Source organism: Helicobacter sp. 23-1046, from assembly GCF_053654635.1.
Window position 1 is genome coordinate 81,394 of the sequence record NZ_JBSIUS010000003.1, and the last position, 24,234, is coordinate 105,627.

Annotated in this window: 22 protein-coding genes; 10 read left to right on the forward strand and 12 right to left on the reverse strand. The window is 40.5% G+C overall.

The genetic code is table 11. The features are described from left to right. Positions 1 to 63: 63 nt before the first annotated feature. From ACWIUJ_RS08100 to nusA, 9 genes are all read right to left on the reverse strand, one after another. On the reverse strand, positions 64 to 561 hold the full coding sequence (locus ACWIUJ_RS08100; RefSeq protein ID WP_454170145.1) for a Sua5 YciO YrdC YwlC family protein: 498 nt from the start codon (positions 559 to 561) through the stop codon (positions 64 to 66). Next, a complete protein-coding gene (locus tag ACWIUJ_RS08105) occupies positions 539 to 2,926 on the reverse strand; it encodes a ribonucleoside-diphosphate reductase subunit alpha (RefSeq protein ID WP_454170147.1) in 2,388 nt (795 codons plus the stop codon). The genes ACWIUJ_RS08100 and ACWIUJ_RS08105 overlap by 23 nt, the downstream gene beginning before the upstream one ends. A 10-nt stretch (positions 2,927 to 2,936) precedes the next feature. Beyond that, the gene (locus ACWIUJ_RS08110) at positions 2,937 to 3,557 is read right to left on the reverse strand and encodes an NAD(P)H-dependent oxidoreductase (RefSeq protein WP_454170149.1); all 621 of its coding nucleotides are present in this window, start codon (positions 3,555 to 3,557) and stop codon (positions 2,937 to 2,939) included. 342 nt (positions 3,558 to 3,899) lie between these two features. Next, positions 3,900 to 4,463, reverse strand: coding sequence for a class I SAM-dependent methyltransferase (locus tag ACWIUJ_RS08115; protein ID WP_454170150.1), 564 nt, complete (start codon positions 4,461 to 4,463; stop codon positions 3,900 to 3,902). Then, a complete protein-coding gene (locus ACWIUJ_RS08120; protein WP_454170152.1) occupies positions 4,463 to 6,031 on the reverse strand; it encodes a phosphoethanolamine transferase in 1,569 nt (522 codons plus the stop codon). The genes ACWIUJ_RS08115 and ACWIUJ_RS08120 overlap by 1 nt, the downstream gene beginning before the upstream one ends. Before the next feature lie 196 nt (positions 6,032 to 6,227). Next, complete coding sequence (typA, locus tag ACWIUJ_RS08125; RefSeq protein WP_454149896.1) at positions 6,228 to 8,042, reverse strand: translational GTPase TypA; 1,815 nt, start codon at positions 8,040 to 8,042, stop codon at positions 6,228 to 6,230. 64 nt (positions 8,043 to 8,106) lie between these two features. Then, complete coding sequence (gene miaA, locus ACWIUJ_RS08130) at positions 8,107 to 9,015, reverse strand: tRNA (adenosine(37)-N6)-dimethylallyltransferase MiaA (protein ID WP_454149894.1); 909 nt, start codon at positions 9,013 to 9,015, stop codon at positions 8,107 to 8,109. Beyond that, positions 9,015 to 10,136 (reverse strand): pyridoxal-phosphate-dependent aminotransferase family protein, encoded by a 1,122-nt coding sequence (locus tag ACWIUJ_RS08135; RefSeq protein ID WP_454170154.1) that lies wholly within the window; start codon positions 10,134 to 10,136, stop codon positions 9,015 to 9,017. Before ACWIUJ_RS08135 ends, miaA begins: the two co-directional genes overlap by 1 nt. A gap of 32 nt (positions 10,137 to 10,168) precedes the next feature. Then, entirely contained in the window at positions 10,169 to 11,353 is a 1,185-nt protein-coding gene (gene nusA, locus ACWIUJ_RS08140) for a transcription termination factor NusA (RefSeq protein ID WP_454149890.1), read from the reverse strand. A gap of 172 nt (positions 11,354 to 11,525) precedes the next feature. On the opposite strand from nusA, the gene ACWIUJ_RS08145 reads away from it, so the two are divergent. Beyond that, complete coding sequence (locus tag ACWIUJ_RS08145; protein ID WP_454149888.1) at positions 11,526 to 11,771, forward strand: HP0268 family nuclease; 246 nt, start codon at positions 11,526 to 11,528, stop codon at positions 11,769 to 11,771. Positions 11,772 to 11,812: 41 nt separating this feature from the next. Continuing rightward, on the forward strand, positions 11,813 to 13,141 hold the full coding sequence (gene miaB, locus ACWIUJ_RS08150) for a tRNA (N6-isopentenyl adenosine(37)-C2)-methylthiotransferase MiaB (RefSeq protein ID WP_454149886.1): 1,329 nt from the start codon (positions 11,813 to 11,815) through the stop codon (positions 13,139 to 13,141). A 6-nt stretch (positions 13,142 to 13,147) separates the two neighbouring features. On the opposite strand, the gene proC is transcribed toward miaB, so the two are convergent. From proC to fliW, 3 genes are read right to left on the reverse strand one after another with little or no spacing between them, the layout of a single operon-like run. Beyond that, positions 13,148 to 13,954: a pyrroline-5-carboxylate reductase gene (gene proC / locus ACWIUJ_RS08155; protein ID WP_454170156.1), complete on the reverse strand. Its 807-nt coding sequence runs from the start codon at positions 13,952 to 13,954 to the stop codon at positions 13,148 to 13,150. A 38-nt stretch (positions 13,955 to 13,992) separates the two neighbouring features. Continuing rightward, the gene (locus ACWIUJ_RS08160) at positions 13,993 to 14,523 is read right to left on the reverse strand and encodes a hypothetical protein (RefSeq protein ID WP_454170158.1); all 531 of its coding nucleotides are present in this window, start codon (positions 14,521 to 14,523) and stop codon (positions 13,993 to 13,995) included. A 41-nt stretch (positions 14,524 to 14,564) separates the two neighbouring features. Further along, a complete protein-coding gene (gene fliW / locus ACWIUJ_RS08165; protein WP_454170160.1) occupies positions 14,565 to 14,981 on the reverse strand; it encodes a flagellar assembly protein FliW in 417 nt (138 codons plus the stop codon). Positions 14,982 to 15,162: 181 nt separating this feature from the next. Between fliW and ACWIUJ_RS08170 the strand changes: the two genes are divergently transcribed. From ACWIUJ_RS08170 to nspC, 8 genes are all read left to right on the forward strand, one after another. After that, the gene (locus ACWIUJ_RS08170; RefSeq protein WP_454149878.1) at positions 15,163 to 15,807 is read left to right on the forward strand and encodes an outer membrane protein assembly factor BamD; all 645 of its coding nucleotides are present in this window, start codon (positions 15,163 to 15,165) and stop codon (positions 15,805 to 15,807) included. Between the two features lie 30 nt (positions 15,808 to 15,837). Then, positions 15,838 to 18,303 carry an endopeptidase La gene (gene lon / locus ACWIUJ_RS08175; RefSeq protein ID WP_454149876.1) on the forward strand — a complete coding sequence of 822 codons (2,466 nt, stop codon included), beginning with the start codon at positions 15,838 to 15,840 and terminating at the stop codon, positions 18,301 to 18,303. A 44-nt stretch (positions 18,304 to 18,347) separates the two neighbouring features. Further along, the gene (locus ACWIUJ_RS08180) at positions 18,348 to 19,001 is read left to right on the forward strand and encodes a uracil-DNA glycosylase family protein (RefSeq protein WP_454170162.1); all 654 of its coding nucleotides are present in this window, start codon (positions 18,348 to 18,350) and stop codon (positions 18,999 to 19,001) included. Next, entirely contained in the window at positions 18,998 to 20,218 is a 1,221-nt protein-coding gene (locus ACWIUJ_RS08185; protein WP_454149872.1) for a hypothetical protein, read from the forward strand. Before ACWIUJ_RS08180 ends, ACWIUJ_RS08185 begins: the two co-directional genes overlap by 4 nt. 7 nt (positions 20,219 to 20,225) lie before the next feature. Further along, entirely contained in the window at positions 20,226 to 20,660 is a 435-nt protein-coding gene (locus ACWIUJ_RS08190) for a YkgJ family cysteine cluster protein (RefSeq protein WP_454170234.1), read from the forward strand. Then, complete coding sequence (locus ACWIUJ_RS08195; RefSeq protein WP_454170164.1) at positions 20,657 to 21,946, forward strand: tetratricopeptide repeat protein; 1,290 nt, start codon at positions 20,657 to 20,659, stop codon at positions 21,944 to 21,946. The genes ACWIUJ_RS08190 and ACWIUJ_RS08195 overlap by 4 nt, the downstream gene beginning before the upstream one ends. Before the next feature lie 96 nt (positions 21,947 to 22,042). Then, positions 22,043 to 23,005 carry a chemotaxis protein CheW gene (locus ACWIUJ_RS08200; protein ID WP_454170166.1) on the forward strand — a complete coding sequence of 321 codons (963 nt, stop codon included), beginning with the start codon at positions 22,043 to 22,045 and terminating at the stop codon, positions 23,003 to 23,005. Between the two features lie 15 nt (positions 23,006 to 23,020). Next, positions 23,021 to 24,226, forward strand: coding sequence for a carboxynorspermidine decarboxylase (gene nspC / locus ACWIUJ_RS08205; protein WP_454170168.1), 1,206 nt, complete (start codon positions 23,021 to 23,023; stop codon positions 24,224 to 24,226). Positions 24,227 to 24,234: the final 8 nt, after the last annotated feature.

Here is a 24,234-nt window from a genome sequence, read left to right on the forward strand (position 1 = left end):
TGTATTGTTTTTTATTTTTTGTGGAGTTTTTGTTTTGTGAATGTATTTTTGTAACAACAGATTCTATCGTATCTTGCGCATCTTGTGTGTGCCAAGTTGTAGGATTTGAGATGGAGTGCTTTGAAACAAATCTCTTGAATCTAGCACCACTATATCGCTTTTTGCTATTGCCTCATTGCGTTTGAAGTCCGCCTTGTGTGTATTAGCTGATGATGAAAAGAGCGCACCAAAAATTTGTAGCACGCGTTGTTGTTTTGGTTGGGATACAAGGCGAATGGCATTGCCATTTGGGAAAATGAAAGTTGTTTTAGTTTGTCTTAGAGTCGCTTGTCTTATGCGATTTTTATGTGTGTTTGGGACGCGGGAGAGTATTTTTAGTGTGGCGAGATTGGGAGATTCTATAAGTGTTTTTGTCTTGGGGTTTCTGTTTTTAATGTGATTAAGCCTTGCGCTATTTTTGCATAAAAAGCCCGCCGTGGTATCACTTTGGGCTAAGATGACACTATCGCCTATGGTGTTTGGGCGAAGTGCATTTACACTATTGGCAGTTATAGCATTCAATACTTCTGTCCATAGTATCAAGCCCCTCATCAATCTCTGGGCTTTGTGAGCGTAAGTAATAGGTGCTTTTTAGCCCTAATTTCCACGCAAGCATATAGATTTCGTTAAGGTATTTGCCACCTGCTTTGTCAAGGCGCATAAAAATATTAGTGCTTTGTCCTTGGTCTATCCATTTTTGTCGCACGGCAGCGGCTTTTATGATAAGTGTTTGGTCTAAATCATACGCTGGTGTGTAAAAGTTATAAGTATCTAGTGTGAGATTTGGCACGACTACGGGAATCACGCCACTTAAGTTTTCCTCAAACCATTTGCGTTTATACACAGGCTCGATAGTCTGTGTCGTGCCAACGAGAATCGAAATCGAGCTAGTAGGAGCAATCGCCATAAGATAGCCATTTCTCATACCTTGCTCTTTAACCTTTTGGCGCAAAGAACTCCAATCACAAGAATCTTTAAACAAACTTCTATTGACAAGTTTGAGTGCTTCTTTGTTTGCCATATCAATGGGGAAAATGCCTTTGCTCCAATTACTGCCATCAAACTGCTCGTATTTGCCCTTTTCTTTTGCTAAGTCGCTACTTGCACTAATGGCATTAAAGCTAATGCACTCCATAATCTCATCGATTTTTTGTAAATGCACATCGCTTCCCCATTCAATCTTTTGTGTAGCAAGCATTTGTGCTTCACCCATTACACCAAGTCCTATGGCGCGATTTTTAAGGTTGGTGGTTTTTACCTTGCGATTTGGATAGAAATTGAGTTCAATGACATTATCAAGCATTCTAATCGCTATTGGCAACACGCGCTCAATGTCCTCTTTTGTGTGAATCTTGCTTAGATTTATGCTCGCTAGATTGCATACAGCAGTCTCTCCAGCATTTTCATCTTTGCAGATTCTTTGCGTGATAAAGACTTTTTTGCCATTAAGAGAATCTATGCTTGTAAGTTTGTTCGCCTTTTTGGTAATATTGTTGTCGGTTGTTACTTCTTGCATTTCAGCATACTCAGCGATACTTCCATCTTCAAACTCTACTTGCACGACATAAGTATTTGGCTTGGTATTTTGGAAAATCTCGGTGCAGAGGTTTGAGCTTCGTATGATTCCAGCGTGTGCGTTTGGATTGACACGATTGGCATTATCTTTAAAGCACAAAAATGGCATTCCTGTTTCAAAATAATTGGTGAGAATCTTTTTCCATAGCTCTTTTGCGCTTACATTGCTTTTGATAAGCGTTGGATTGTTTTCATATTCGATATATTTCGCCTCAAACTCTTCACCATAGAGTTCTGTGAGTTCTGGGCACTGATATGGGTCAAAGAGCGTCCATCGCCCATCTTCTTCCACGCGTTTCATAAACAAATCACAAATCCATAGTGCAGGAAACAAGTCGTGAGTTCGGCGTCTCTCTTCGCCAGAGTTCTTACGCAAATCGATAAATTCATTTACATCATAATGCCACACTTCTAAGTAAGTGGCGATTGCGCCTTTGCGCGTGCCGAGCTGGTCAACCGCAATGGCAACATCGTTGGTGATTTTTAAAAATGGCACAACGCCACCCGCAGCGTTTTTATGCCCATCGATAAAACTTCCAAGTCCGCGCACCTTAGAATAATCCCAGCCGATTCCACCACCATACTTGCTTAGCAACGCCATTTCTTTGTAGGCATCAAAGATTCCCTCGATATTATCAGGCGTGCTCCCCACATAGCAAGAGCTTAGCTGATGACGCGGTGTGCGTGCGTTTGCAAGCGTGGGCGTGGCACAAATCACCTCAAATTTAGAAATCATATCGTAGAATTTGATTGCCCACTCATTGTTGTCTTTTTCATTTTGCGCGAGAAACATCGCGATTGCCATAAACATATGCTGAGGTAGCTCAATGGGTTGATTGTCTTTATCTTTTAGCAAGTAGCGGTCATAGAGCGTTTTAATACCAAGATAATTAAACTGCAAATCCCGCTCTGGCTGAATGTGAGAATCTAGCAAATCTAAATCAAATTTTTCTTTTAATCCACGCACGATTTTGCCTTGAGATTCTGTATTTTCAAAGTAATTGCGTAAATGCTTATAGCCTGTGAAGCGACTAACTTTATGATAGAGGTCATAGAGGAAAAGTCTTGCTGCGACAAAAGTCCAATTTGGCGCATCGACATCAATTTTATCCACAGCAGTTTGGATAAGGGTATTTTGGATTTCGCCAGTGGTGATTTTGTCTTTAAAGTGGATTTTTGCATCAAGTTCTAACTCGCTTGAGCTCACGCCCTCCAAGTTTTCTGTGGCACTTGAGGTATATTTTTTGATTTTAGAGACATCTAGTGTTTCAATGCGTCCATCTCGTTTGATTACAGTAAATGTGTTTAGCATACATTCTCCTTTATTTATATTCTATAAATTCATCTAAAGCAATGCGGTATCGCTTGCTCTGGGGCTTAATCCTATATCCAAACGCCAGCAAAAGCGTGATTTGCTCCGCACTATCTAGCTTAAAATACTGCTCTAATGGGACTTTTTCAAAGCCCTCAATCATACAAGTATCAATCTTTAGATATGAAGCGTAATCCATCATCGCAGTCGCGGTGATATAGCTTTGTAATGCCGCCCAATAGCCAATCTTATATTCATCATAACCTTTGTCTTTGAGGTAGTTTGTATAGCGTTCTTCATAGGCTTTGAGTTGTTCGGGTATTTTTTGCTTGCGTGCCATAGCTTGCTTTATATAGTTACTTGGCGGGATAAGCTGTGTAGTGAGGGTTTTAAAAATTACAAGCTCGCTTGCAGTAGTGATTTGAGCTTGATTCCAACAAAGTGGTTGTATGTCTTGCCTAACCTTTGGATTTTTTATCACCATTATGCGTGTAGGCTCCATACCAAAGGAACTTGGCGCATTAAGCCCCACTTGTAAAATATTTTCAAATACTTCAGTTGGGATTTTTTTCTCTTCATCAAAAATTTTGCAAGCGTGCCGAAAAGCAACGCCCTCCAAAAATGTATCCATTCTCTCTCCTTAGAATCATTTGTAATTTTAAGATAGATTGCTTTGCTAAGAGGCTTTGGGTTAAAATCTCTTAAAATCAGGCAACTGCAATTTCTAATAAAAGCTCTAAAACCACGATATTTGGGGTAAGCGTGAGCATCACAGAATCAAACTTCGTGTTGTTAAAATAGAGCGATATTATACCCAAATTTTGGAGCAATTTTTAGGAAAAAAATGTGGCAAAAATGAGAATCTCGCACTATTGGCAAGGGCAATGAAAAATTTTCATATTTGTCTAACAGTAGGCTTTTGGGCGTATGTTTTGATTTGCAAATAACCCAAACAAGACACTCCAATCCACACTTACTTTTTACATCTATAAATAATAGCTGGGGGGAAGTTTTTCCACACAATTTTTGGAATCTCCACATTGCCGAATGTTTTGGTAAGTTTCTTTGCAAATTTTCTCCTGCGAAATGGCGAGAATGCAAAGGCATAAACAAACGCCACAAAATATCCACCCTCATTGAGACATTCATAAATCATAGCTAAGAGTTCATCTTGTTGTGTATCTTTGAAAAATGTCCAAGGCAAACCAGAAATAATGCAATCAACTTTTTGTATGTCTTTTTGGGCTAAAATTTCTTTGAGATTCTGCGCACAATTTACTTCTATATCCACATTGCTAATTTTTTTAGCAAGTTTTTGCGCCATTTTTTCGTTGATTTCGATAGCCAAAAATTGCGCATTCTTATTCTTTTTTTGCACTATTGCTTGTGTAAATGCGCCTGTGCCAGCCCCAAGCTCTACAATGTGGGTTGCAGATTCTAAAGCGATGCCGTGTGTGATGGCAAGAGCGAGCTTTTTAGAGCTAGGCAGTATCGCGCCTGTTTGTTTTGGCTTCTTTAGAAAATTAAACACAAACATTATGGCAGCCTTTGTTGAGACTTGAGCTCTGCGTCATAATCTTTGTTTGCCCTTAGTCCCACCATTCTTTTGCGTGGAGTGAAATCGGTGCTAAATAGACTGCGGTGTGGCTCAAAGCCATCAATGTGGAATCCCAAAATATCAATAAACGCGTGGATAAAGTCATCATTCATAAATGGTGTATTTTGCGCGGCTTTAAGCCTTGCGTAAGTTTGTGGGTGCTTGCGTATAAATGTATCACTTACATAAATAATAAATGGAATCTCAAGCATAAAGCGTGAAATGGTAATATCATTATGTCCGCCCATATTAAGGCTATCAAATACCTCTTCGCCGTGGTCGGAGAAATAAAAGACAATGCTATCGCCTTGTTCAAGTCGCTTGAATATTTCGCTCAACACAAAGTCATTATAAGCAGTGGCATTGGCATACTCAGCGATAGTTTTTGCTCCTCGCTGGCTTGTTATGTCTTTTTGAGTGAAAATATCAAATGTTTTTGGATAGCGTTTGTAATAAGTGGCGTGGTTACCCATTAAATGCAGAGTAATAAACACATTTTCTTTTTCATTTTGTTGGAGAGATTTATCTAAAATGGGCAGGATATTGCCATCTGGCTTTGAACCATCAAAAGAAGAGCTTATGCTTAGCCAATGGAGTTCGTCATTACGATTAAAAATACTTGTGCTTGCTTTCGCCCACACGCTATAACGCTCTTGGTTAGAAATGCCAATGGTTTTGTATCCTGCAAGCCTTGCTATATCGATGATATTTAAGTGCGTGTGCCAAGGCGTGTGTAAATCCTCTTGATTGGCGAAAGTGAGTGTTTGCGAGAGAGATTCTGAAGTGGTAACTTGAGAGGAGATAACATCAGTAAAAACAAGCAAATTTTTTGGTGAGTTTTGGCGTAGGGCGATGAGGTTGGGCGTGTTTGGCAGGTAGTAACCATAAAGTTGCATTAAATTTCGTTGCGCAGATTCTCCAATGATTAAGGCAACGGTGTCAATTTTGTCTTTGGTTTGTATGGGAGAGAATCCAATGTCTTTAATAGAGCCCTCAAAGTCTATGGCTAAATTTTCAAATTGGCGGATTTGCTCACGGACTTTTTTAAACGCACTATAAATAGAGGTAGTGGCGTTGTAGAGCACATCACTTTGACGCTCATCTGGGGGGCGTAAGCGAAAAATGTGGATAGCGATAAGCAGAACAAGCAGGGCGATAAATATCACCCAAACAACTCTGCCCCCCCCCCTCAATGACTTTTTAGAATCTAATGGTGCTACTTTCCCAACCAATGCTTTGGCGATATAATCGCCTCTCATATATACAAAAGCCAAAAGCGATATAATCGCTAGGTAAGATAATATAAGCCATACATCAAAATATGTAAAAAGAAATTCTTGCGATTCATTGGGGTTGGTCTCAAAGGCGACTCCCACGAGATATTCATTAAGCGTTCCACCAAAATTATAGGCTAAAAAAACATTCACCAAAAGCAACACAACGCTTAACAGGACTGCGAGATTCACAATTATTGATTGTATCCACTTCAAAGGAATGTAATGTATCACACAAAACACCGCAAAATAAGTGCAAAAAAGCATTGCCTCACGGAAGAAAAAGCAATAAAACCAATAGGAGTCAAAAAATTTTGGGAGATTGTAAAATTGCGCTAAAGTGATGTATAGCGAGTTTATCACAAATAGCAACACAAAATTTTTCACCAAAAAACTATCGTTTAAAAACATCTACAAACTCCGACTTAGTTTATTTTTTCGCATTTGCCCTTTTTCGCAAGTTTGGCTCTAAAATCTTTTTGCGGATTCTAAGATTTAGCGGTGTGATTTCTAAAATCTCATCTTCTTCTATCCACTCGAGTGCCCGCTCTAGCGTTAAATCACGCGGTGGGACGAGCTTTATCGCCTCATCTGCCCCGCTAGAGCGCATATTTGTAAGGTGCTTTGCTTTGATAGGATTGACATCTAAATCATTGTCCCTGCTGTGCTCACCTATCACCATTCCCACATAGACTTTTGCCTGTGGCGCGATAAATAGCACCCCTCTCTCTTGAATATTAAAAAGCGAAAATCCTGTCGCCTCGCCTGCTTCCATAGAGATGAGTGCGCCATTTTTGCGCGACTCCACGCTCCCGCTAAATGCGCGAAACTCTAAAAAGCTATGATTCATCACCCCCTCGCCTTTGGTATCGGTCAAAAACTCGCTACGATAGCCGATAAGCCCCCGCGCAGGGATTTCAAACTCTAATCGCGTAAATCCATCGCCCATAGGATTCATCGCTTTCATTTCTGCCTTTCTGCGCCCAAGTCGCTCGATAATCGTCCCGCTAAAGTCCTGTGGCGTGTCGATTACCAAATGCTCAAAGGGCTCTTTTTTTACGCCCTCTTCTTCTTTGATTATCACTTCAGGGCGTGAAATGCTAAACTCAAAGCCCTCGCGCCTAAGATTCTCCGCTAAAATAGTGATTTGTAGCTCGCCTCTCCCACTCACGCGGAATTTCCCCTCGCCCATTTCCTCGCACCGCATTGCGATATTTGTCTGCATTTCTTTGAGCAATCTATCTTTGATTTTGTTTGCTGTGATATGTTTGCCCTCCGTGCCGGCGAGCGGGCTATCATTCACCGCGAAATACACGCTCATCGTGGGCTCTTCTAAGTGCATAGGGTCTAGTGGCATAGGATTGTCCTTATCGACTATGGAGTCCCCCACATCAACGGCATTAAACCCCGCAATAGCGACAATGTCCCCCGCTCCCGCGCTCTCTATCTCGGTGCGGGCAAGTCCCATAAAGCCGATGAGTTTGGTGATTTTGCCGACTTCTTTTGTGCCGTCCCCCTTGGCAAGCATCACGGATTCGCCCTTTTTGACAACGCCATTAAACACCCGCGCAATGCCGATTTTGCCGACATAGTTGTCATAATCTAGCGTGAAAACCTGCATTTGGAGCGGATTTTCGCTGCTCCCACTAGGCGCGGCGACAGATTGCAAAATCGCCTCAAACAACGGCTCTAAATTCTTTTTTTCGTCCTCTAGATTCTTGATTGCATAGCCGTCCCGCGCCGCTGCATAAATCACGGGGAAATCTAGCTGTTCATCGCTCGCACCCATCGCCACGAATAAATCAAAGACTTCATCTACCACTCTATCAGGCTCGGCGGCGGGTTTGTCGATTTTATTTACCACGACAATGGGGCGGATTCCAAAGCCTAGTGCCTTTTTTACGACAAATTTGGTTTGTGGCATCACGCCCTCTTGCGCATCGACAAGCAGCAAAACACCATCGACCATTTTTAGCACGCGCTCTACTTCGCCTCCAAAGTCCGCGTGTCCGGGCGTGTCGATAATGTTGATTTTCGTGCCTTTGTAGTTTATGGCGGTGTTTTTGGAGAGGATTGTGATACCGCGCTCTTTTTCTAAGTCGTTGCTATCCATTACGCGCTCATCGACTTTTTCGCGCTCGCTAAATGTGCCTGATTGGCTTAAAAGCCCATCTACTAATGTCGTCTTGCCGTGGTCTACGTGAGCGATAACGGCGATATTGCGGATATTTTGTGTGTCTTGCATTGATAATACCTTTGTGATAATCTTGCCAAAAAGGCGTAATTATAAAATATTTGTGCTTAAAAGGTTATAAAATTGTTTGCAAAATATGCCGTAATTCTTGCGTAAGGGAATCTAAGGGCAGAAATTTGGCTGTTGGAAATTGTGTGTGATTAAAAGTGGTTTGTCTTTTGGCAAGCTGAGCGGTGTGCGTGGCAATTTCCTCGCACAGCACATTTATATCTTGCTCTTTTGGCGTGAGATTAAGGTAGCGGAGCGTTTCTTTTATCCCAATAGCTTTAAATGCTTGAGAATCTAGAGGGTAGCGTTGTGATAAAAACTTCACTTCATCAATAAGCCCTTTATCAATCATTTGTCGGGTGCGCTTAAAAATCCTCTCTCTTAATGTTTCTCTTGGCATTTGGAGGGAAAAAATACAAAGATTCTCTAATGCGGGCATTGTAATTTTTTTATGCGTGGCGAAATATGCGCTTGGCGTGCTATGCGTGGCGAAGTAAATCTCTAAAGCCCGCTGGATTCTATAAGTGTCATTTGGCGAAATGTTTGCACAATACGCGCTATCTATGCGTTGCAAAAACTCAAATGGCTTATCTATGGATTGTGCGTGCGCAATGATTTGGCTATTTAGCTTTGGCATCGGGCTAAGCCCATCGACCATACTTTTAAGATAAAAGCTACTCCCACCCACAAGCAAAAGTGCGCGTTTGCCTTTTTGTTTTGAGGTTTGAATGGCTTTGTCTAAAAGATTCCAAAAAGTCATTACATTGCATTTTTGATGTGGCTCTAAAATATTGATACCGTAATGCGTTATTTCATTGAGTTCATCTATGCTGGGCTTAGCAGAGGCGATGTCAATGTATTTGTAAATACTTAGGGAATCAAGTGAAAAAATTTCAATGTCAAATTCCCTTGCAAGTGCTAAGCCAAGTGCGCTTTTGCCACTTGCACTTGCACCAATGAGCGCGATTATCCGCATCAAGATTCTAAAAGCGCATAGTAGTTTTGTAAAAATACACGATTGCCAATGCCATCAAATGTCCGCAGTTTTGCTTCTTGTAGCGCAAGCTCTAATGCGTTAATCGCCCAAGCACTCTCATACACAGGGATAAGCCCCATATTGTTAAAGCGCACAATGCTTGTTTTGATATGGTCTTGCCCGCCCGCAGCATTTATATGAAATGTATTTTTTAGAATCTTACGCAGTGGCGCAGCATTTGTCTCATCATAGATTACGCTCATCGCTAGAGCAGGGGACTTTGGATAAATGTGTAAGCCAAGTGCCTTTAGTGCTTCATTCATCGCTAATGCACGCGCTTTTGTGTGTTTATACACACGGTGTATCCCGCCATTTTCTTGCACGATGCGAAAATATTCCTCCAAGCCCTGAATGATTGTGGTAGGGGCAGTCCAAGCGGTGGTGTTGGCACTTTGGTTTTTAAGCTCGGTTTTGAGGTTAAAATAAAAGCCAATGTTGCGTTCATTTGCCATATCAATAGCATTTTGCGAGAGCCCAATAATGCTAAGACCCGGTGGGAGCATAAATGCCTTTTGTGAGCCACCGATAAGCGCGTCAATGTGGCTTGTGTCAATGGGTTCGACACCCATCGCTGTGATACCATCAGCCACAACCATTGCATTTGGCTTGATTTTTTTAAGCTCTTTAGCGATTTGCTCAACAGGGTGGCGCAAGCCTCCAGCAGATTCACACACTTGCACACAAAGACAATCAAGTGCGCTATCTGCTTTAAACGCTTCTATGACTTCTTCCACGCTCACAGGTGTGTCCCAATCGTGGATAATCTCGGTGTAATCAATGTTGTATGCTTTAGCGATTTTGCCAAACCGTTCACCAAATTTTCCACTATTGATTACTAAGAGTTTTTGTTTGCAAAAAGTTCTTACGCACGATTCCATTGCTCCACTTCCACTAGAAGCGAGCATTAGCACTTCTGGCATATTTAATAAGCCTTTTAGATTCTCACGCACGCGCGAGAAAATCGCCTCAAACTCTGGCGTGCGGTGGTGCAAAGTAGGCTCACTCATCGCCTTGCGAATAGATTCTAAAACGGGGGTTGGTCCGGGTGTGAAAAGTAACATTACGCGCTCCTTTAGGTTTATGATGTGAGAATCTAGCTTTTAAAGAGGGATTCTAATGCCTCTACGCCCTTTTTCTCTACGCTTTCATCTTTTGATTCTTGTGTATCGCTTGTTTGTGTCTCTCCAGCCAACGCAATTTCTTTGAGCTCGATTTCACAATCACACAGCATTGAAGCAAGGCGAATGTTAATGCCCTTTTTGCCAATGGCTTTGCTTTTTTGGTCGGATTTAATTTGCACAATGGCTTTTGGCTTGGCTTTATTGTCTGTGGAATCTTTGAGATTCTCATCTTGGGTGGAATCCAAAGGCTCTTTTAGCACCTTTATGCTCGTTACTTGAGCGGGTGCGAGTGCGCGGGCGATGAATTGTTCTAAGGTTTGGCTGTATTCCACACAATCAATATTTTCACCATTGAGTTCGGCACTCACAGCATTGATACGCACGCCCTTTACTCCCACACAACACCCCACAGGGTCAATCCTTGCGTTGTTTGTCCAAATGGCAATTTTTGCTCTTTCTCCGGGGATTCTCGCGCTTTTGTGAATGTGGATTTCATCATCTTTGAGCTCGGGGACTTCAAGGCGTAATAATTCCTCTAAAAACTTTGGTGCGGTGCGAGAGAGCTCCAAACGAATACCATTTTTTCCCACGCCTACGAATTTTAATAATGCTTTTATGGTTTGCCCGACTTTAAATTTCTCGCCTTTGATTCTGTTTTTTTGAGGTAAAATTGCGCGGATTGCATTGATTTCTACAAAGGTATTTTCCTCATTATCTATCCCCACGACCACTCCAGCGACAATTTGGTGGAGTTTTTCTTTGAGGCTATTTAAAAGTTGCTCTTCCATTTCTCGCTGTAAATTATTCTCAATGCTTAAAAAAAGTTTGTTGATTGCCCCTCTTTTCATAGAATCTAAACTGAGCTCGTATTCAAGCGTATCGCCTACATTTATGTTGTCTTCACTCACTTTAGAAATGGCGATAAAATTGGGGTTTTCATTTGCCACACGCTCATCATCATCTGCGCATACTTGTACTTTGTAAAAAAGCCTAAGTGTGCGCATTTTTTCATCTTCTTCGATGAAGTATTCGTAATCTTGGTTGATTTCTTCTTTAGCGATTTGTAAAATGCCCTCTTTGACGATATTGCAAACGGATTTAGATTCTATGCCTTTTTCGTAAGCAATGCTATCAATAATGTCTAAAATTTTTTCCATAATGCTGCTTGTATCCTTTGATTTTATTTTAGCAAGATTTGCAGAGGTATAATTTTAATCAAAATTCGCTTAATAAATGCAAAAATTTTGGTAAGTTTTAGTTATACTTGCGTTTTTCTTAAAAGAGATTTTATAGCAAAGTCTTAGATTCTACACTCTTAAGGGGTAACTTATGGAACTTCAAATCGCTAAAGCAGACATTAAAGACAAAAAGTCTCCAGCCAAAATCACTCTTGATGAGGTAAAAAAGCAATATGGGGAAGGCAAGCATATTTTTTACTTCGATGGGAGCAATGCCCATAAAGATATGCAAAAGGCTAAAACCACGCTAGAGAAAGCAAATTTGCGCGTGAAACTCAATGAAGTGCGCTATGGACTTGATGCAAATAATTATATTTATGAGATTCACATTATTTAGCCCGAATTCAACATTGCATTAACAAATACTTAAAATACACAATGGGTGAAAAAAAACTTTATATCCAAACGCTTGGCTGTGCGATGAATGAGCGAGATTCCGCGCATATTGTCGCTGAGCTTGCACAAAAAGAGCATTACACACTTACCGCAAATCCACAAGATGCAGATTTAATCATCATTAACACTTGCTCTGTGCGTGAGAAACCAGAACGAAAACTTTTTAGCGAAATTGGTGCATTGGCGCGGGGTAAAAAAAGTGGTGCAAAGATTGGAATCTGTGGTTGCACGGCGAGCCATTTGGGCGAAAGCATTATCAAAAAGTCAAAAGCTGTGGATTTCGTGCTTGGCGCGAGAAATACCTCTAAGATTACTCAAGTGCTTCACACGCCAAAAGCCGTTGAGGTGGATATTAACTACGATGATAGCACTTATGTGTTTGCTTCACCTCAAACAATGGGAATCAAAGCGCATTTAAATATTTCGATTGGCTGTGATAAAAAATGTAGCTATTGTATTGTGCCTTTTACGCGTGGCAAGGAAATTTCTATCCCAGAAGAGATTTTGCTAAACGAGGCGCGCAAACTTGCACAAAATGGCGTAAAAGAACTCCTACTTTTAGGGCAAAATGTCAATAATTATGGCGTGAGATTCTCTATTCCACATAAACCAATGAACTTCACACAACTTTTACGCTCTTTAAGTCAAATTGATGGAATCTCTCGCATTCGTTTTACTTCCCCGCACCCACTTCATATGAATGATGAATTTTTACACGAATTTGCAAACAATAAAAAAATTTGCAAGTCCATTCACATTCCTTTGCAAAGCGGTTCGACAAAGATTCTCAAAGCGATGAAGCGCGGTTATACCAAAGAGTGGTATTTAGAGCGTATAGAAAAGCTCCGCCATTTTTTGCGTTTGGCTGGATATAGCGATGTTGGAATCGGGACGGATATTATCGTGGGATTCCCAACAGAGAGCGAAGAGGACTTTGAAGATACATTAGAAGTGGTGCGAGAAGTGGGGTTTGATACGATTTATAGTTTTGTGTATTCGCCTCGTCCGCATACGAGTGCGTATAATATTGATAGTGCGTTGCTTGTAGATTCCCTCGTGGCAAAGGAACGATTGGCGCGATTACAGAATCTGCATAAAACACTGCTTGCTAAGCGCGCTAAAAGCGAAATCGGCAGAGTGTATGAAGTGCTAGTAGAAAATTATAATGAATCTCAGGGCTGGAGTGAGGGGCGTAGCGATAGTAATCGGCTTATTAGGATTGATGATTATAGAGGTGAGGTGGGCGAGTTTGTCAATGTGCGTGTTACAAAGGCTAAGGGCGGGGCATTAAGCGCGCAAATTGCGCGATAATCGCCATTAAAGCTTGCTTAGTTCTTTGGCGCGATTGATAGATTCTATGCCCGCTTGCATTATCGCACCGCGCACCGCGCATTTCTCAAGCACCGCCAATCCTCGCGCTGTCGTGCCTGATGGCGAAGTTATAGAGGTTTTAATGTCTTTTGGCGATGTGTTTGCAAGCAATGTGGCAAACCCTTTAAAAGTTTGAGCGACTAACTCCGTGCTTTGGCTGTGTGTAAGCCCATTATACACGCCACAATCAATTAAAGATTCTGCGATGAGGGCTAGAAATGCAGGCGAACTTCCACTTGTAGCGATTGAAGCATCGATTAAGTCTTCGTTATCTACTAGCACGCAATTCCCAAAACTCTCAACAAGCCTTATAACGCGCTCTTTGTCGGTATTTGGGTTTTTGATATACACACAACTTGCTGATTGTGCGTAGAGTGCGCCTACATTTGGCATTATGCGCACGATATTGCGTGCGTTGATATGGGATTGTAGGTTTTTTACGCTAATGCCCGCCATCACCGAATACACAATGCCAGCCTCGCCTTTATATGCAAACGCACTAAATGCGTGGGGCTTCACGCATAAAAGCACCTCGCAATCTTGCACATCAATGTGAGAATCTGCCTTGAGCGCGTTAATGCGGAGATTTTCTCTCTTAGAGCAAGTGCGCAAAAACTCGCATAAAGCCTGTGCTTTTGTCTCATCACGCCCAGTGATAGTAATCTCATATTCCTTGCTAAGTCCAGATTCTATGATTCCAGCCCCAATAGCCCTTGCCATATTGCCATAGCCGATAAAAAGTAATTTTTTCATCTCCACTCCTTACAATAAATTTATTACTTAAAACTTGCTTATTTGCCGTGAAAGATAGCCGATAAAAACAAAATGGGCAATAAAAATGCTATTATCGCATATATTTCAATAGATAATAGAGTAAAAAAGTTCTCTGTGCGTTGCTTTTTAGCAAAGAAATGTAGCACAAAAGGTGCAATAAAAAGCATTGCAATGATTGTGATGATAAGTAGTGGGGCTATTCCTTCCAAAACCACAATCGCCACTAACAAACCACAAATACCACTCGTTATGCCTGTAAGCACAAGTAAAAATGTGTGGCGAGAGAAAAGACCACACACAAGGATAGTGAGTAAAACATTGTATGCTGTGCCACATATTGTGTGTTCGGTATTACCACATAACCCTACAAGCACACCAAAAAAATAATGTGAATCAATATGTAAAATGCCAGCAATGATAAGCAAAACAATACTTATATAAAAACCAAGCTCAAAACTCCACACAAATCGTGCTATTTGTGCGCTTGAGGTGGGATTTAGACCTTTGTTTTGTAGCGTTGTTTGGATATTGTGGCTAAAAAATTTCATACGCTTTGGTATTTTACTTTATTCAAATCATAACAGATTATTTATTGTTGTTGGGTGTTTGCCTCATCTTTTTCATAATACATTCTAATAGACTCTGCAATGGAGTATTGCGGATAATTGATGCTATCTAGGACGACTTGTGCCATTGTTTTATTATCAAAGTTAAACACAATGGGAGCGAGAAAGTTTATGGTAGAGTTTTCGATAGGATTTTGCAAAACCATAATGTTAGCAACAAGCATATTCTTGCAAGTCTCTAGTTCAAGCAACACTTTTAACGCAGTGGGAATCTCAAACTCATAATTGCGTAGCAAGAATGGATTTACTAGGGTAAAGGTAGGCACGCCACCATCGCCATCTGGGTTGCTAATACGCATAAAAAGGTCATCAATTTGTTCAAACTCCATCTGCATTACATTCTCAAAGCCTAAAATCGGCGACTTCACTTCAAAAAGCATTATCTCACTCCTGCACTTAAAATTGTGGAAAAGCCTTGTAATTTGTTTAAGTATATACTTTAAATTGTGTATAATACCACTTTTAGTAAAAATTACATAAACAAAAATAATACCATATTCATACAATCTCTTTGAGATTCTATGAGAATTGGCGTGTAAATTTATTTATAAAGGTGAGAAAATGAAACAAATATCCCTCATTATCTCTTGTGCCTTGCTTTGTTTGGGTTGGTTTAGCGCGTGTGCGCAAAAAGAAGTCCAATACAACAAAAGCGCGGCATATTGGTATGAAAATATTTTAAAAGAAATCAATTTTGGGAATCTTGAGGGCGCAGATTCTCATTATTCTTCATTGCAATCAGAGCATATTAACTCTCCGCTTCTGCCAGAGGCTATGCTTATTTTAGCTCAAGCCCATATGGATAGAGAGGAATATTTGCTCGCGAGTTTTTATATCGATGAGTATGCGAAGCGATTTTCTACTTTTAGCGACCAAGATTATTTAGGATTTCTTAAAATTTTAGCCAATTATTATGGATTTAAAAACTACGCCAAAGACCAAGAATTTCTCTACCGCGCGGTTGATGAGACGCAAGCATATCTCAATGATTTTCCAAATAGTCGGTATAAGCCATTTGTGGAATACATTTTTATTAAGTTTAAGCTAGGCGAAAATGAGCTTAATACCTCTATCGCTAATGTTTATAAGCGCAAGGGCAAGACGCAGGCGCAAGATGACTATCTCTCGCGCAATCAAGAAATAGCCCAAGACATTAAGATTAAACCATCTCATATCCCGTGGTATGTGAGAATCTTTAATTGGTAAATCAAAAATTACACGCATAAAGGCATACAAATGAAACCAGAATCCATTTCTTTTCCATTAAGCACCCCCATTTTTATCCACAACGATGCCCTTGTCTATCCATTTATGATTACTCCGCTTTTTGTCAGCGATGAGGAAAATATAAAAGCTATTGATAAGGCATTAGATTCACACAACGGACTTATTTTTATCGCGCAGGCGAAAGAGGAAAATGGCTTTTATGGTGTGGGCACGATAGGGCTTATCGTGCGTAAATCTGCCTCGCCCGATGGCAGGGTAAAAGTCCTTTTTCAAGGCATAGAGCGTGCTAAGATTATAAGTGTGAATAATCAGAGCGATGATGAGGGATTAAGCGGGTTGATAAACGCCCACCCTTATAAAGCGTATGAGGAAAGCACAGCAAACGCACTTTTAGAGGTTTTACGCGAAAATGTGAGAATCTTAGCAAACACAAGCCAGCATTTTTTTAGCAATGTAGATATTTTGCGCGCGATTGATGAGGATTATGATGCGAATCGCGTGATTGATAGAGTAGCTTCGAGCTTGCATTTGGTCAAAGATACGGCGTATGAGCTTTTTGCTCAAGATGATGTGTTGGTGAGATTAGAGCTCATCGTGCAATATGTAATGGAAGAAGTCCGCGCACAGCGATTACAAAAAGAAATCAAATCCAAAGTGCATAATAAAATGGAGCAGGTGAATAAGGAATATTTCTTAAAAGAGCAAATGAAACTTATCCAAAAGGAGCTCGGAGAGAATCCAAAAGATGAGGAAATAGAAGCCTACAAACAAAAACTTGAATCACTCAAAAAGTATATGAATGAGGACGCGTATAAGGAGATTAAAAAGCAAATCCAACGACTAAGCAGAATGCACCAAGACAGCGCAGATGCGAATTTGTTGCAAAATTATGTCGAGTGGTGCTTGGAGATTCCTTTTGGGAAGTTTTCTCAAGCAAAGATTTCTATAAACGCCATAAATAAGCAACTCGATAGCGACCATTACGCGCTTAAAAGTCCTAAAGAGCGCATTATTGAGTATTTTTCAGTGCGTGAGCTTTCGCTGAAGCGTAAGGCGAAACTTAAAGATTCTAAAGGCACGATTTTATGCTTTTATGGACCACCGGGCGTGGGCAAAACAAGCCTTGCAAACTCTATCGCTAAAGCCACCAAACGCGCATTAGTGAGAATCGCACTCGGTGGAATGGAAGATGTCAATGAATTGCGCGGGCATAGACGCACTTACATCGGTGCTATGCCCGGACGCATTACACAGGGGCTTATCGAAGCAAAGGAAATGAATCCTATCATTGTGCTTGATGAAATCGATAAAGTTGGCAAAAGCTATCGTGGCGACCCTTCAAGCGTGCTTTTAGAGATTTTAGACCCCGAGCAAAATGTCGCCTTCCGTGATTATTACACCAATTTTAATTTAGATTTATCTCAAGCTATTTTTATCGCTACGGCGAATGATATTAGCTTCATTACTCCGCCTCTGCGCGATAGAATGGAGTTTATTGAAATCTCAAGCTACACGCCGAGCGAGAAATTTAACATCGCTAAGAAATATCTTATCCCCCAAGAGCTTAAAAAACACGCCCTGCAAAGCAATGAAGTAAGCATTAGCACCCAAGCTCTCAAAGAAATTATCGAAAAATACACTAGAGAAGCTGGCGTGAGAAGTTTGCGCAGGCAAATCGCAAGCATTATGCGTAAAAGTGCCCAAGAGATTTTAAAACTTGAAATTGCCAAAGATTCTAAAAACACTAAGACGAGTGTAAAGGAAGCAAAAGGCGTGCGAGGGAAAAATCCTAAAGTTTCTATCACACCAAAGAATCTCCCCAGCTTCTTAAAGAAAATTATTTTTGAAGTAACAAGCGCAGAGGGCAAAGATAGGATAGGTGTAACTAATGGACTTGCTTGGACGAGCGTGGGTGGAGATGTGTTAAAGATTGAGGCGATTAAAATTAAAGGCAAAGGGAATCTTACGCTTACGGGAAGTTTGGGCGATGTGATGAAAGAATCTGCCAAAATTGCGCATTCTGTGGTAAAGACACTTTTTGATAAAAAAACACTTCATTCAAAAGACAAAAAATCGTATAAAAACCAAAAAGAGAGCAAAGATTCTAAAAATAGTGAGGCACAAATTTATAATTGCTATGACATTCACCTGCATATACCAGAGGGTGCTACGCCAAAAGACGGACCAAGTGCGGGAATCACAATGGCGTGCTCCCTTGCTTCGATTCTTAGTGATAGGGCAGTGAGGGCAAATGTGGCGATGACAGGCGAGCTTACTTTAAGTGGCGCGGTGTTGCCTATTGGTGGGTTAAAGGAAAAGCTCATTGCTGCACATAAGGCTGGGATTAAAAAAGTGTTAATTCCTAAGAAAAATTTGGAACGCGATTTAGAAGAAATTGATGATGAGGTGAAACAAAGTATGCAAATTGTGGGTGTAAGCACGATTGAAGATGTGCTCAAACTCGCGCTTGTGTAAAAATTATAACGCAAGTGAGTTTGCGTGGAATCTAGGAGGGTGCAATGTCGGCGTATGAACTTTTAACGCTAAAACGATTGTATTTACGCAAGATGTGTGGGGAGTGCTTTTGTGAGGCTATTTCTTCGCAGCCAAAACTTGCACCAAATAAACTAGAAACGCTTGGTGGCGGGGATTTACGCTCTAGTATTATGCAGTGCAGTATGTGTGGGCGCGCTAAACATACCACAAGCAGAATCCCCGGGATTATCAATCCTCAAAGCCCTCTTTGTTTTATCACACACACCCCTTTAATCACAGATTCTACTAATGCTGTGTTTTTGCAAAACAAAAGTGCGCAAATGCTCCAAAAAATTATCGCCAATGTTTTTTGCCTCCCGCTTAACAATGTTTCTATTTTGTCCTTGATAAAATGCCCATCGCAAACAAGCCCAAGTGATGATGAGGTGAGTGCGTGCATTGGATTTTTACACGCTCAAATGGCAAAGATTGCTCCTAAGGTGTGCGTAGTCTTTGGCAAAGAGTGCCTAGCACGCTTGCTTGGAGAGAGTGTCATAGATACACGACATTATGGGAGAATTTTGTGGCATAATACCCATAATTTTTTACCAACTTATTCGCTCAATGAAGTGGTGCGTAACCCTTCGCTAAAGCCAGAAGTTATGCAACATTTACAAATTGCAAAAGGAATGCTATGAAAAGAATTGTGCTTGTTTTTGGTCTTTTGGTAATGCCCTGCGTAGCCAAAAATGTCGTTATCTCACCATTGCCTCTGCCTAAAATCGAAGTCGTGAATCTAGAAACACAAAACTGCTCTAAACGATGTTTAAATAAACTGTATGAGGAGGGCGATTACATTTCTTTTATCGCGCGCTTTGGTGATGAAGAAGATGTGGAGTTACGCGCAAAACTCTCTATCGCAATGCAAGAAATTGGTATTTTAGAAATGCCAATACCTCCACAAAAAAACAATGTGGCTGGGGTAAAAATCGCTCTTTTAATGCCCAAAAAGGTCATTGGAAGATATTTTACTGCAAGTATTGATACAATTTTGTCATATCTAATGGTTCGTGGCGGGGATTTTAGCTTTGAAGTGTTTAACACGAATACAGAAGATTCTAAAGCCATACAAGAGGCTTATGACCGCGCTGTCGCAGGAGAAAACAATTTTATCATCGGTATTTTTACTGCCAATGGGGCAAAACATATTGCTCAAGATTTAGATATTAGCACGCCTATTTATTTGCCTACTATTAACGCACGACAAATTCAAAATGTCAAAATCCCCAAAAACCTCTACTTTGGCGGTATAGATTATGAAAAACAAATAGAGATTTTGCTCTCTTTGAGTGGAGGGGAGCAAATTGTCGTGTATAACGATAAATCCCAAACAGGCTCATATCTTGGCTCATTATTGCACGCTAAAAACGCAAAGATAGTTTTTGAGCAGGCCATTGATGGCAAAGACGCTAAGGCATTTAATAAACTTATAGCCTCACAAAAGGGATATTTAAAATCAAGTGTAGCGATTTTTAATACACCGGGTGTCCGCACGGGGCTTATGATAAGTATAATGGGCTCAAGTGGCGCACGCCCTAGGAGAATGCTCTCAACACAAGTAAATTACGACCCATCGTTGCTTAGTCTCATTCAGCCAAGTGATAGAAAGGAATTGTTTGTCGTGAATGTGATTAACCAAGTCAATCCATATTTGTTGGAATATGCCGCCCTGCTTGGGAGAGATTTGAAGTATAATTGGGTGAATTACGCTACTGCCGTTGGTGTAGAGCTCCTTTTGGGAGAAGTTGTGGATAAAAAAAGTCGTTATTTTAATGAAAGATTCTTAAATAACCAAGTTGATTATAAGAACAAAGTGTATAAAATTTCAGGAGATAGCTTTTATGAGTGGCGTTAAGCAGCCAATGGATTCTAAATTGCTAGAATCTACTCTATCACACCACACACTTACAAGAGTTGGATTTGACTTCCGATTCTCCCCGAGCAAATGCGAGCAATGTGGCGGGAAGTGTTGTGTGGGAGAGAGTGGCTATGTATTTGTGAGTGTCGATGAAATGTTCGCAATAGCAGAATTTTTGGGATTAGAGTTTGAATCTTTTACACAAAAATTTGTGCGTAAAGTGGGTTATAAATTTTCACTTATTGAAAAAAGCCTCCCACACACAAATGTATCCAATGATTTGGCTTGCGTGTTTTTTGATGCTGGGAAGTGCGGAATTTATTCCGTTCGCCCAAAGCAATGCAGGGAGTTTCCATTTTGGGACGCGCATAGAGCAGATTCTTTAGATTCACAAGGCAAAGAATCCTTACAACAAGAATGTTTAGGAGTGCAATTTTGAAATTTTTACGAAAAACAGCCATTGCTATGCTACTTGGGATTTTGTGTTTTGGTGTCTTGCTTGGGGCATTTAATGAAGAAGAGTATATGTTTAAAGCCCTTGATTTGCAAAATACAGAGCCCAAAAAAGCGCGAGATATGTATTTGGTGCTTTATGAAGAGACACAAAAGCTCGAATATCTAAAAGAGAGCATACTTTTAAGCGTGGGGTTTGAATCACCACAAATAGTGCTGGGTTATATTAGTGATTTTTTAGCTAAAAACGGTGATGAATCTAGTGCGCCAATTTCACAAGATATGGAAATCAACAAAGCAAGCTTAGATGCCCATCTTAAACTCAATAACATTGATGAGGCACTAAAAATCGCCAAATATATAGAATCTAAAGAAGATGAGCCCGTTATCCATAATGTGCTAGGCGTTTTGTATCTTGGACTTGACCAAAAAGATGAGGCATTTAAGCATTTTGAAATTTTGTATAATCAAACGCGTTCTCCTGAAATTTTGTTGCGATTGCTCTCTTTATACAAACAAGATGGCAAAATAGACAAAGCTGTGGAATTGCTTGATTCTCACTTGAGTGAGTATCCTTGCGAAGAGGACATTTGCTTTGAGGCATTGTTGCTTTATGATAAGGCTGGAAAAATCCAAAAACTCCAAAACATTCTCCAAGAGCAATACAACCAAGAATCTAACATTGCCAATGCGAAAAACCTTATTTACGCTTATACTTTGGGGCAGAAATACACACAGGCACTACAAATTGCAAAACTTTATCCATTTGAACCACATCTTTTGTTTGAGCTTTATGTGGGGGCGAAAGACTATAAAAACGCTCAAGCAAGCGCACTTGAAGTGTATAAAAGTTACAAAGAGCCGATGTATCTTGGATTTTCACATCTTTATGCTTTTGAAAGCCTTGCTGATAAGCAGGATACGAATCGCGTAAAAAACATTATTAGCGGTATGCAACAAGCTATTGATTTAATCCAAAAAGATTCGTTTTTAGATTCCCAAAAAGAGGGGAGTTTGGGCGTGTTTTATAATTTTGTTGGGTATTTAATGATTGATTATGATATAGATTTACAAAAGGGCGTGTGGTATGTGCAAAGGGCATTAGAGATTGCACCTAATGATGTGGCGTATTTAGATTCTTTGGCGTGGGGATATTATAAGCAAAATGAATGCAAAAAAGCGCGCGAAGTGTTTTCTAAGATTCCCAAAAAAGAAATTAAAAAAGACGATGAGTTAAGCACGCATTCTAAAAAACTTAATTTGTGTAAGTAGGCATTTTTTTAGGCATTTTTGGCTATAATTGATAAAATTTCTATGCAAGTTGAGCGATTTAGAATCTAGCTAATTTGGTTTGTAAAAGGAGTAAAAATGTCTGCGAGTATGCAAAAAGTCGACCAAATAACAAGCCTACACAAAAATAATGAGTTGCAACTTTTGTGCTTTCGCTTAGAAAAGGGCAAAGATTTATATGCGGTTAATGTGTTTAAAATCCGCGAGGTTATTAAATACACAGGTTCGCTTACCATTGTAAGCCACGAGGCAAATACACTTATTGAGGGGTTGATTACCATTAGGGAGCTTACTGTGCCTCTTATTGATATGAGAAAATGGTTTTTTTATGACCCAAGACAAAAAACCAAAGATTTGCGTAAGCATTCTATTGAGCGTCCTGCTGGGGAGGCTGATATTATTATGATTTGTGAGTTTTCTCGCTGGACTATTGGAGTGAGAATCTATGAGGCTGATAGAATCTTAAACAAAAAATGGACAGAAATCGAGCAAAGCTCAGGTGTGGGTGGTAGCGGACAAAACGCCAAGCTCGTCTCACGCACACGCTATTATGATGGCTCTTTAGTGCAGGTGGTTGATATTGAAAAAATGCTTACTGATGTGTTCCCGTGGATTGAGAAAGAAAAAGAAGAAGAAATGAACAAAGTCTCTCAAGTCCAAGCGACCAAATGTGTGCTTCTAGCCGATGATAGCCCAAGCGTGCTAAAAACAATGCAAATTATCCTAAATCGCATTGGTGTGGTGCATTATGACTTTGTTAATGGGCGCAAGTTGCTTGATTATGTGTTTTCCCCAACGACTGATATTAACAATATCGGAATGGTTATAACAGACTTAGAGATGCCAGAAGCAAGTGGGTTTGAGGTTATTAAGCAAATGAAAAATAATTCTGCTACCTCACATATCCCTATTGTGGTGAATTCTTCAATGAGTGGTTCAAGCAACGAAGATATGGCGCGTAGTCTCAATGCCGATGAGTTTATTTCAAAGTCTAATCCCGTGCAGATTGAAGCAGCGATTAGACAGCTGATGATTCACTAATTAGCTTTATTGTCAATGCGAGATAATGTTACCATTGCGCTTTTAGATTCCATTCGCACTCCTTGCTATGTCTTAGAGCGCGAAAGGCTTATACATAACCTCAATATTCTTAATAAACTCCAGCAAATAAATGGTGTAAAAGTTTTGTTGGCTCTTAAGGGATATGCGTTTTGGCGTTGCTTTGAAGAGGTGAGAGAGGTTTTAGGCGGGAGTTGCGCGAGTGGAGCGTATGAAGCGAGGCTTGGTTATGAGGAGATTGGCGGGGCAAACGATGAAAAAGAAGTTTGCGTCTTTAGCCCAGCGTATAAGGAAATAGATTCTCTTTTGCCTTATGCCACGCATATTATTTTTAACTCCTTTGCTCAATATCAAAAATTCCTCCCACAAATCTTACATCACAATAAGCAAGCCTCCCATAAAATCTCACTAGGCTTGCGCGTAAATCCTTTATACAGCGAAGTAAATCCAGAGATTTATAACCCTTGCGCACCATTTAGTCGGCTTGGAATCACACCAGATGAATTTCAAAGTGGCGTAGCGCAATTTGGCTTAGAGCATATTGAGGGATTACATTTTCACACACATTGCGAGCAAAACGCTGATGCACTCTCCCGCACTCTCCCGCACTTTATAAAATATTTTGGCAAATACATTGCAAAAATGCGTTGGATAAACTTTGGTGGCGGACATCATATCACGCGCAAAGATTATGATGTCGCGCTTTTAGATTCTTTGTTGCGTGAGTTTGTGAGCACTTATGGGTGCGAGGTGTTTTTAGAGCCCGGTGAAGCGGTAGGCTGGCAAGTGGGTGTGTTGGTAGGAAGTGTGGTGGATATTGTGCGTAATCAAAAAGACATTGCCATCATAGATGTGAGCGCGAGCGCACATATGCCAGATTGTTTAGAAATGCCATATCGTCCAAATGTGTTTAAGATTTCACAGGGTAAAATGGAATCTGATAGGGGCGAGCAAGAGGGAAAATACCACTATCGCTTTGGTGGTCCTACTTGCCTCTCTGGCGATATAATCGGGGATTTTAGCTTTGATAGTCCGCTTGAGGTGGGAGATAAAGTGGTATTTGAGGATATGTTGCATTACACCATTGTGAAAAACAACACCTTTAATGGCGTGCCATTGCCTGCACTTGGAGTGATTGAAAGGGATAAAACATTGCGAATCATAAAGGAATTTGATTATTTTGATTACAAAGAGCGAAACTAAAAGCGACA

Excerpts from the sequence above, each read along its gene's own strand:
- ACWIUJ_RS08105 (WP_454170147.1), bottom strand. The coding sequence starts at position 2,926 with ATGCTAAACACATTTACTGTAATCAAACGAGATGGACGCATTGAAACA.
- ACWIUJ_RS08110 (WP_454170149.1), bottom strand. The coding sequence starts at position 3,557 with ATGGATACATTTTTGGAGGGCGTTGCTTTTCGGCACGCTTGCAAAATT.
- ACWIUJ_RS08115 (WP_454170150.1), bottom strand. The coding sequence starts at position 4,463 with ATGTTTGTGTTTAATTTTCTAAAGAAGCCAAAACAAACAGGCGCGATA.
- typA (WP_454149896.1), bottom strand. The coding sequence starts at position 8,042 with ATGCAAGACACACAAAATATCCGCAATATCGCCGTTATCGCTCACGTA.
- miaA (WP_454149894.1), bottom strand. The coding sequence starts at position 9,015 with ATGCGGATAATCGCGCTCATTGGTGCAAGTGCAAGTGGCAAAAGCGCA.
- ACWIUJ_RS08135 (WP_454170154.1), bottom strand. The coding sequence starts at position 10,136 with ATGTTACTTTTCACACCCGGACCAACCCCCGTTTTAGAATCTATTCGC.
- nusA (WP_454149890.1), bottom strand. The coding sequence starts at position 11,353 with ATGGAAAAAATTTTAGACATTATTGATAGCATTGCTTACGAAAAAGGC.
- ACWIUJ_RS08145 (WP_454149888.1), top strand. The coding sequence starts at position 11,526 with ATGGAACTTCAAATCGCTAAAGCAGACATTAAAGACAAAAAGTCTCCA.
- miaB (WP_454149886.1), top strand. The coding sequence starts at position 11,813 with ATGGGTGAAAAAAAACTTTATATCCAAACGCTTGGCTGTGCGATGAAT.
- proC (WP_454170156.1), bottom strand. The coding sequence starts at position 13,954 with ATGAAAAAATTACTTTTTATCGGCTATGGCAATATGGCAAGGGCTATT.
- ACWIUJ_RS08160 (WP_454170158.1), bottom strand. The coding sequence starts at position 14,523 with ATGAAATTTTTTAGCCACAATATCCAAACAACGCTACAAAACAAAGGT.
- fliW (WP_454170160.1), bottom strand. The coding sequence starts at position 14,981 with ATGCTTTTTGAAGTGAAGTCGCCGATTTTAGGCTTTGAGAATGTAATG.
- ACWIUJ_RS08170 (WP_454149878.1), top strand. The coding sequence starts at position 15,163 with ATGAAACAAATATCCCTCATTATCTCTTGTGCCTTGCTTTGTTTGGGT.
- lon (WP_454149876.1), top strand. The coding sequence starts at position 15,838 with ATGAAACCAGAATCCATTTCTTTTCCATTAAGCACCCCCATTTTTATC.
- ACWIUJ_RS08180 (WP_454170162.1), top strand. The coding sequence starts at position 18,348 with ATGTCGGCGTATGAACTTTTAACGCTAAAACGATTGTATTTACGCAAG.
- ACWIUJ_RS08185 (WP_454149872.1), top strand. The coding sequence starts at position 18,998 with ATGAAAAGAATTGTGCTTGTTTTTGGTCTTTTGGTAATGCCCTGCGTA.
- ACWIUJ_RS08190 (WP_454170234.1), top strand. The coding sequence starts at position 20,226 with ATGGATTCTAAATTGCTAGAATCTACTCTATCACACCACACACTTACA.
- ACWIUJ_RS08200 (WP_454170166.1), top strand. The coding sequence starts at position 22,043 with ATGTCTGCGAGTATGCAAAAAGTCGACCAAATAACAAGCCTACACAAA.
- nspC (WP_454170168.1), top strand. The coding sequence starts at position 23,021 with ATGCGAGATAATGTTACCATTGCGCTTTTAGATTCCATTCGCACTCCT.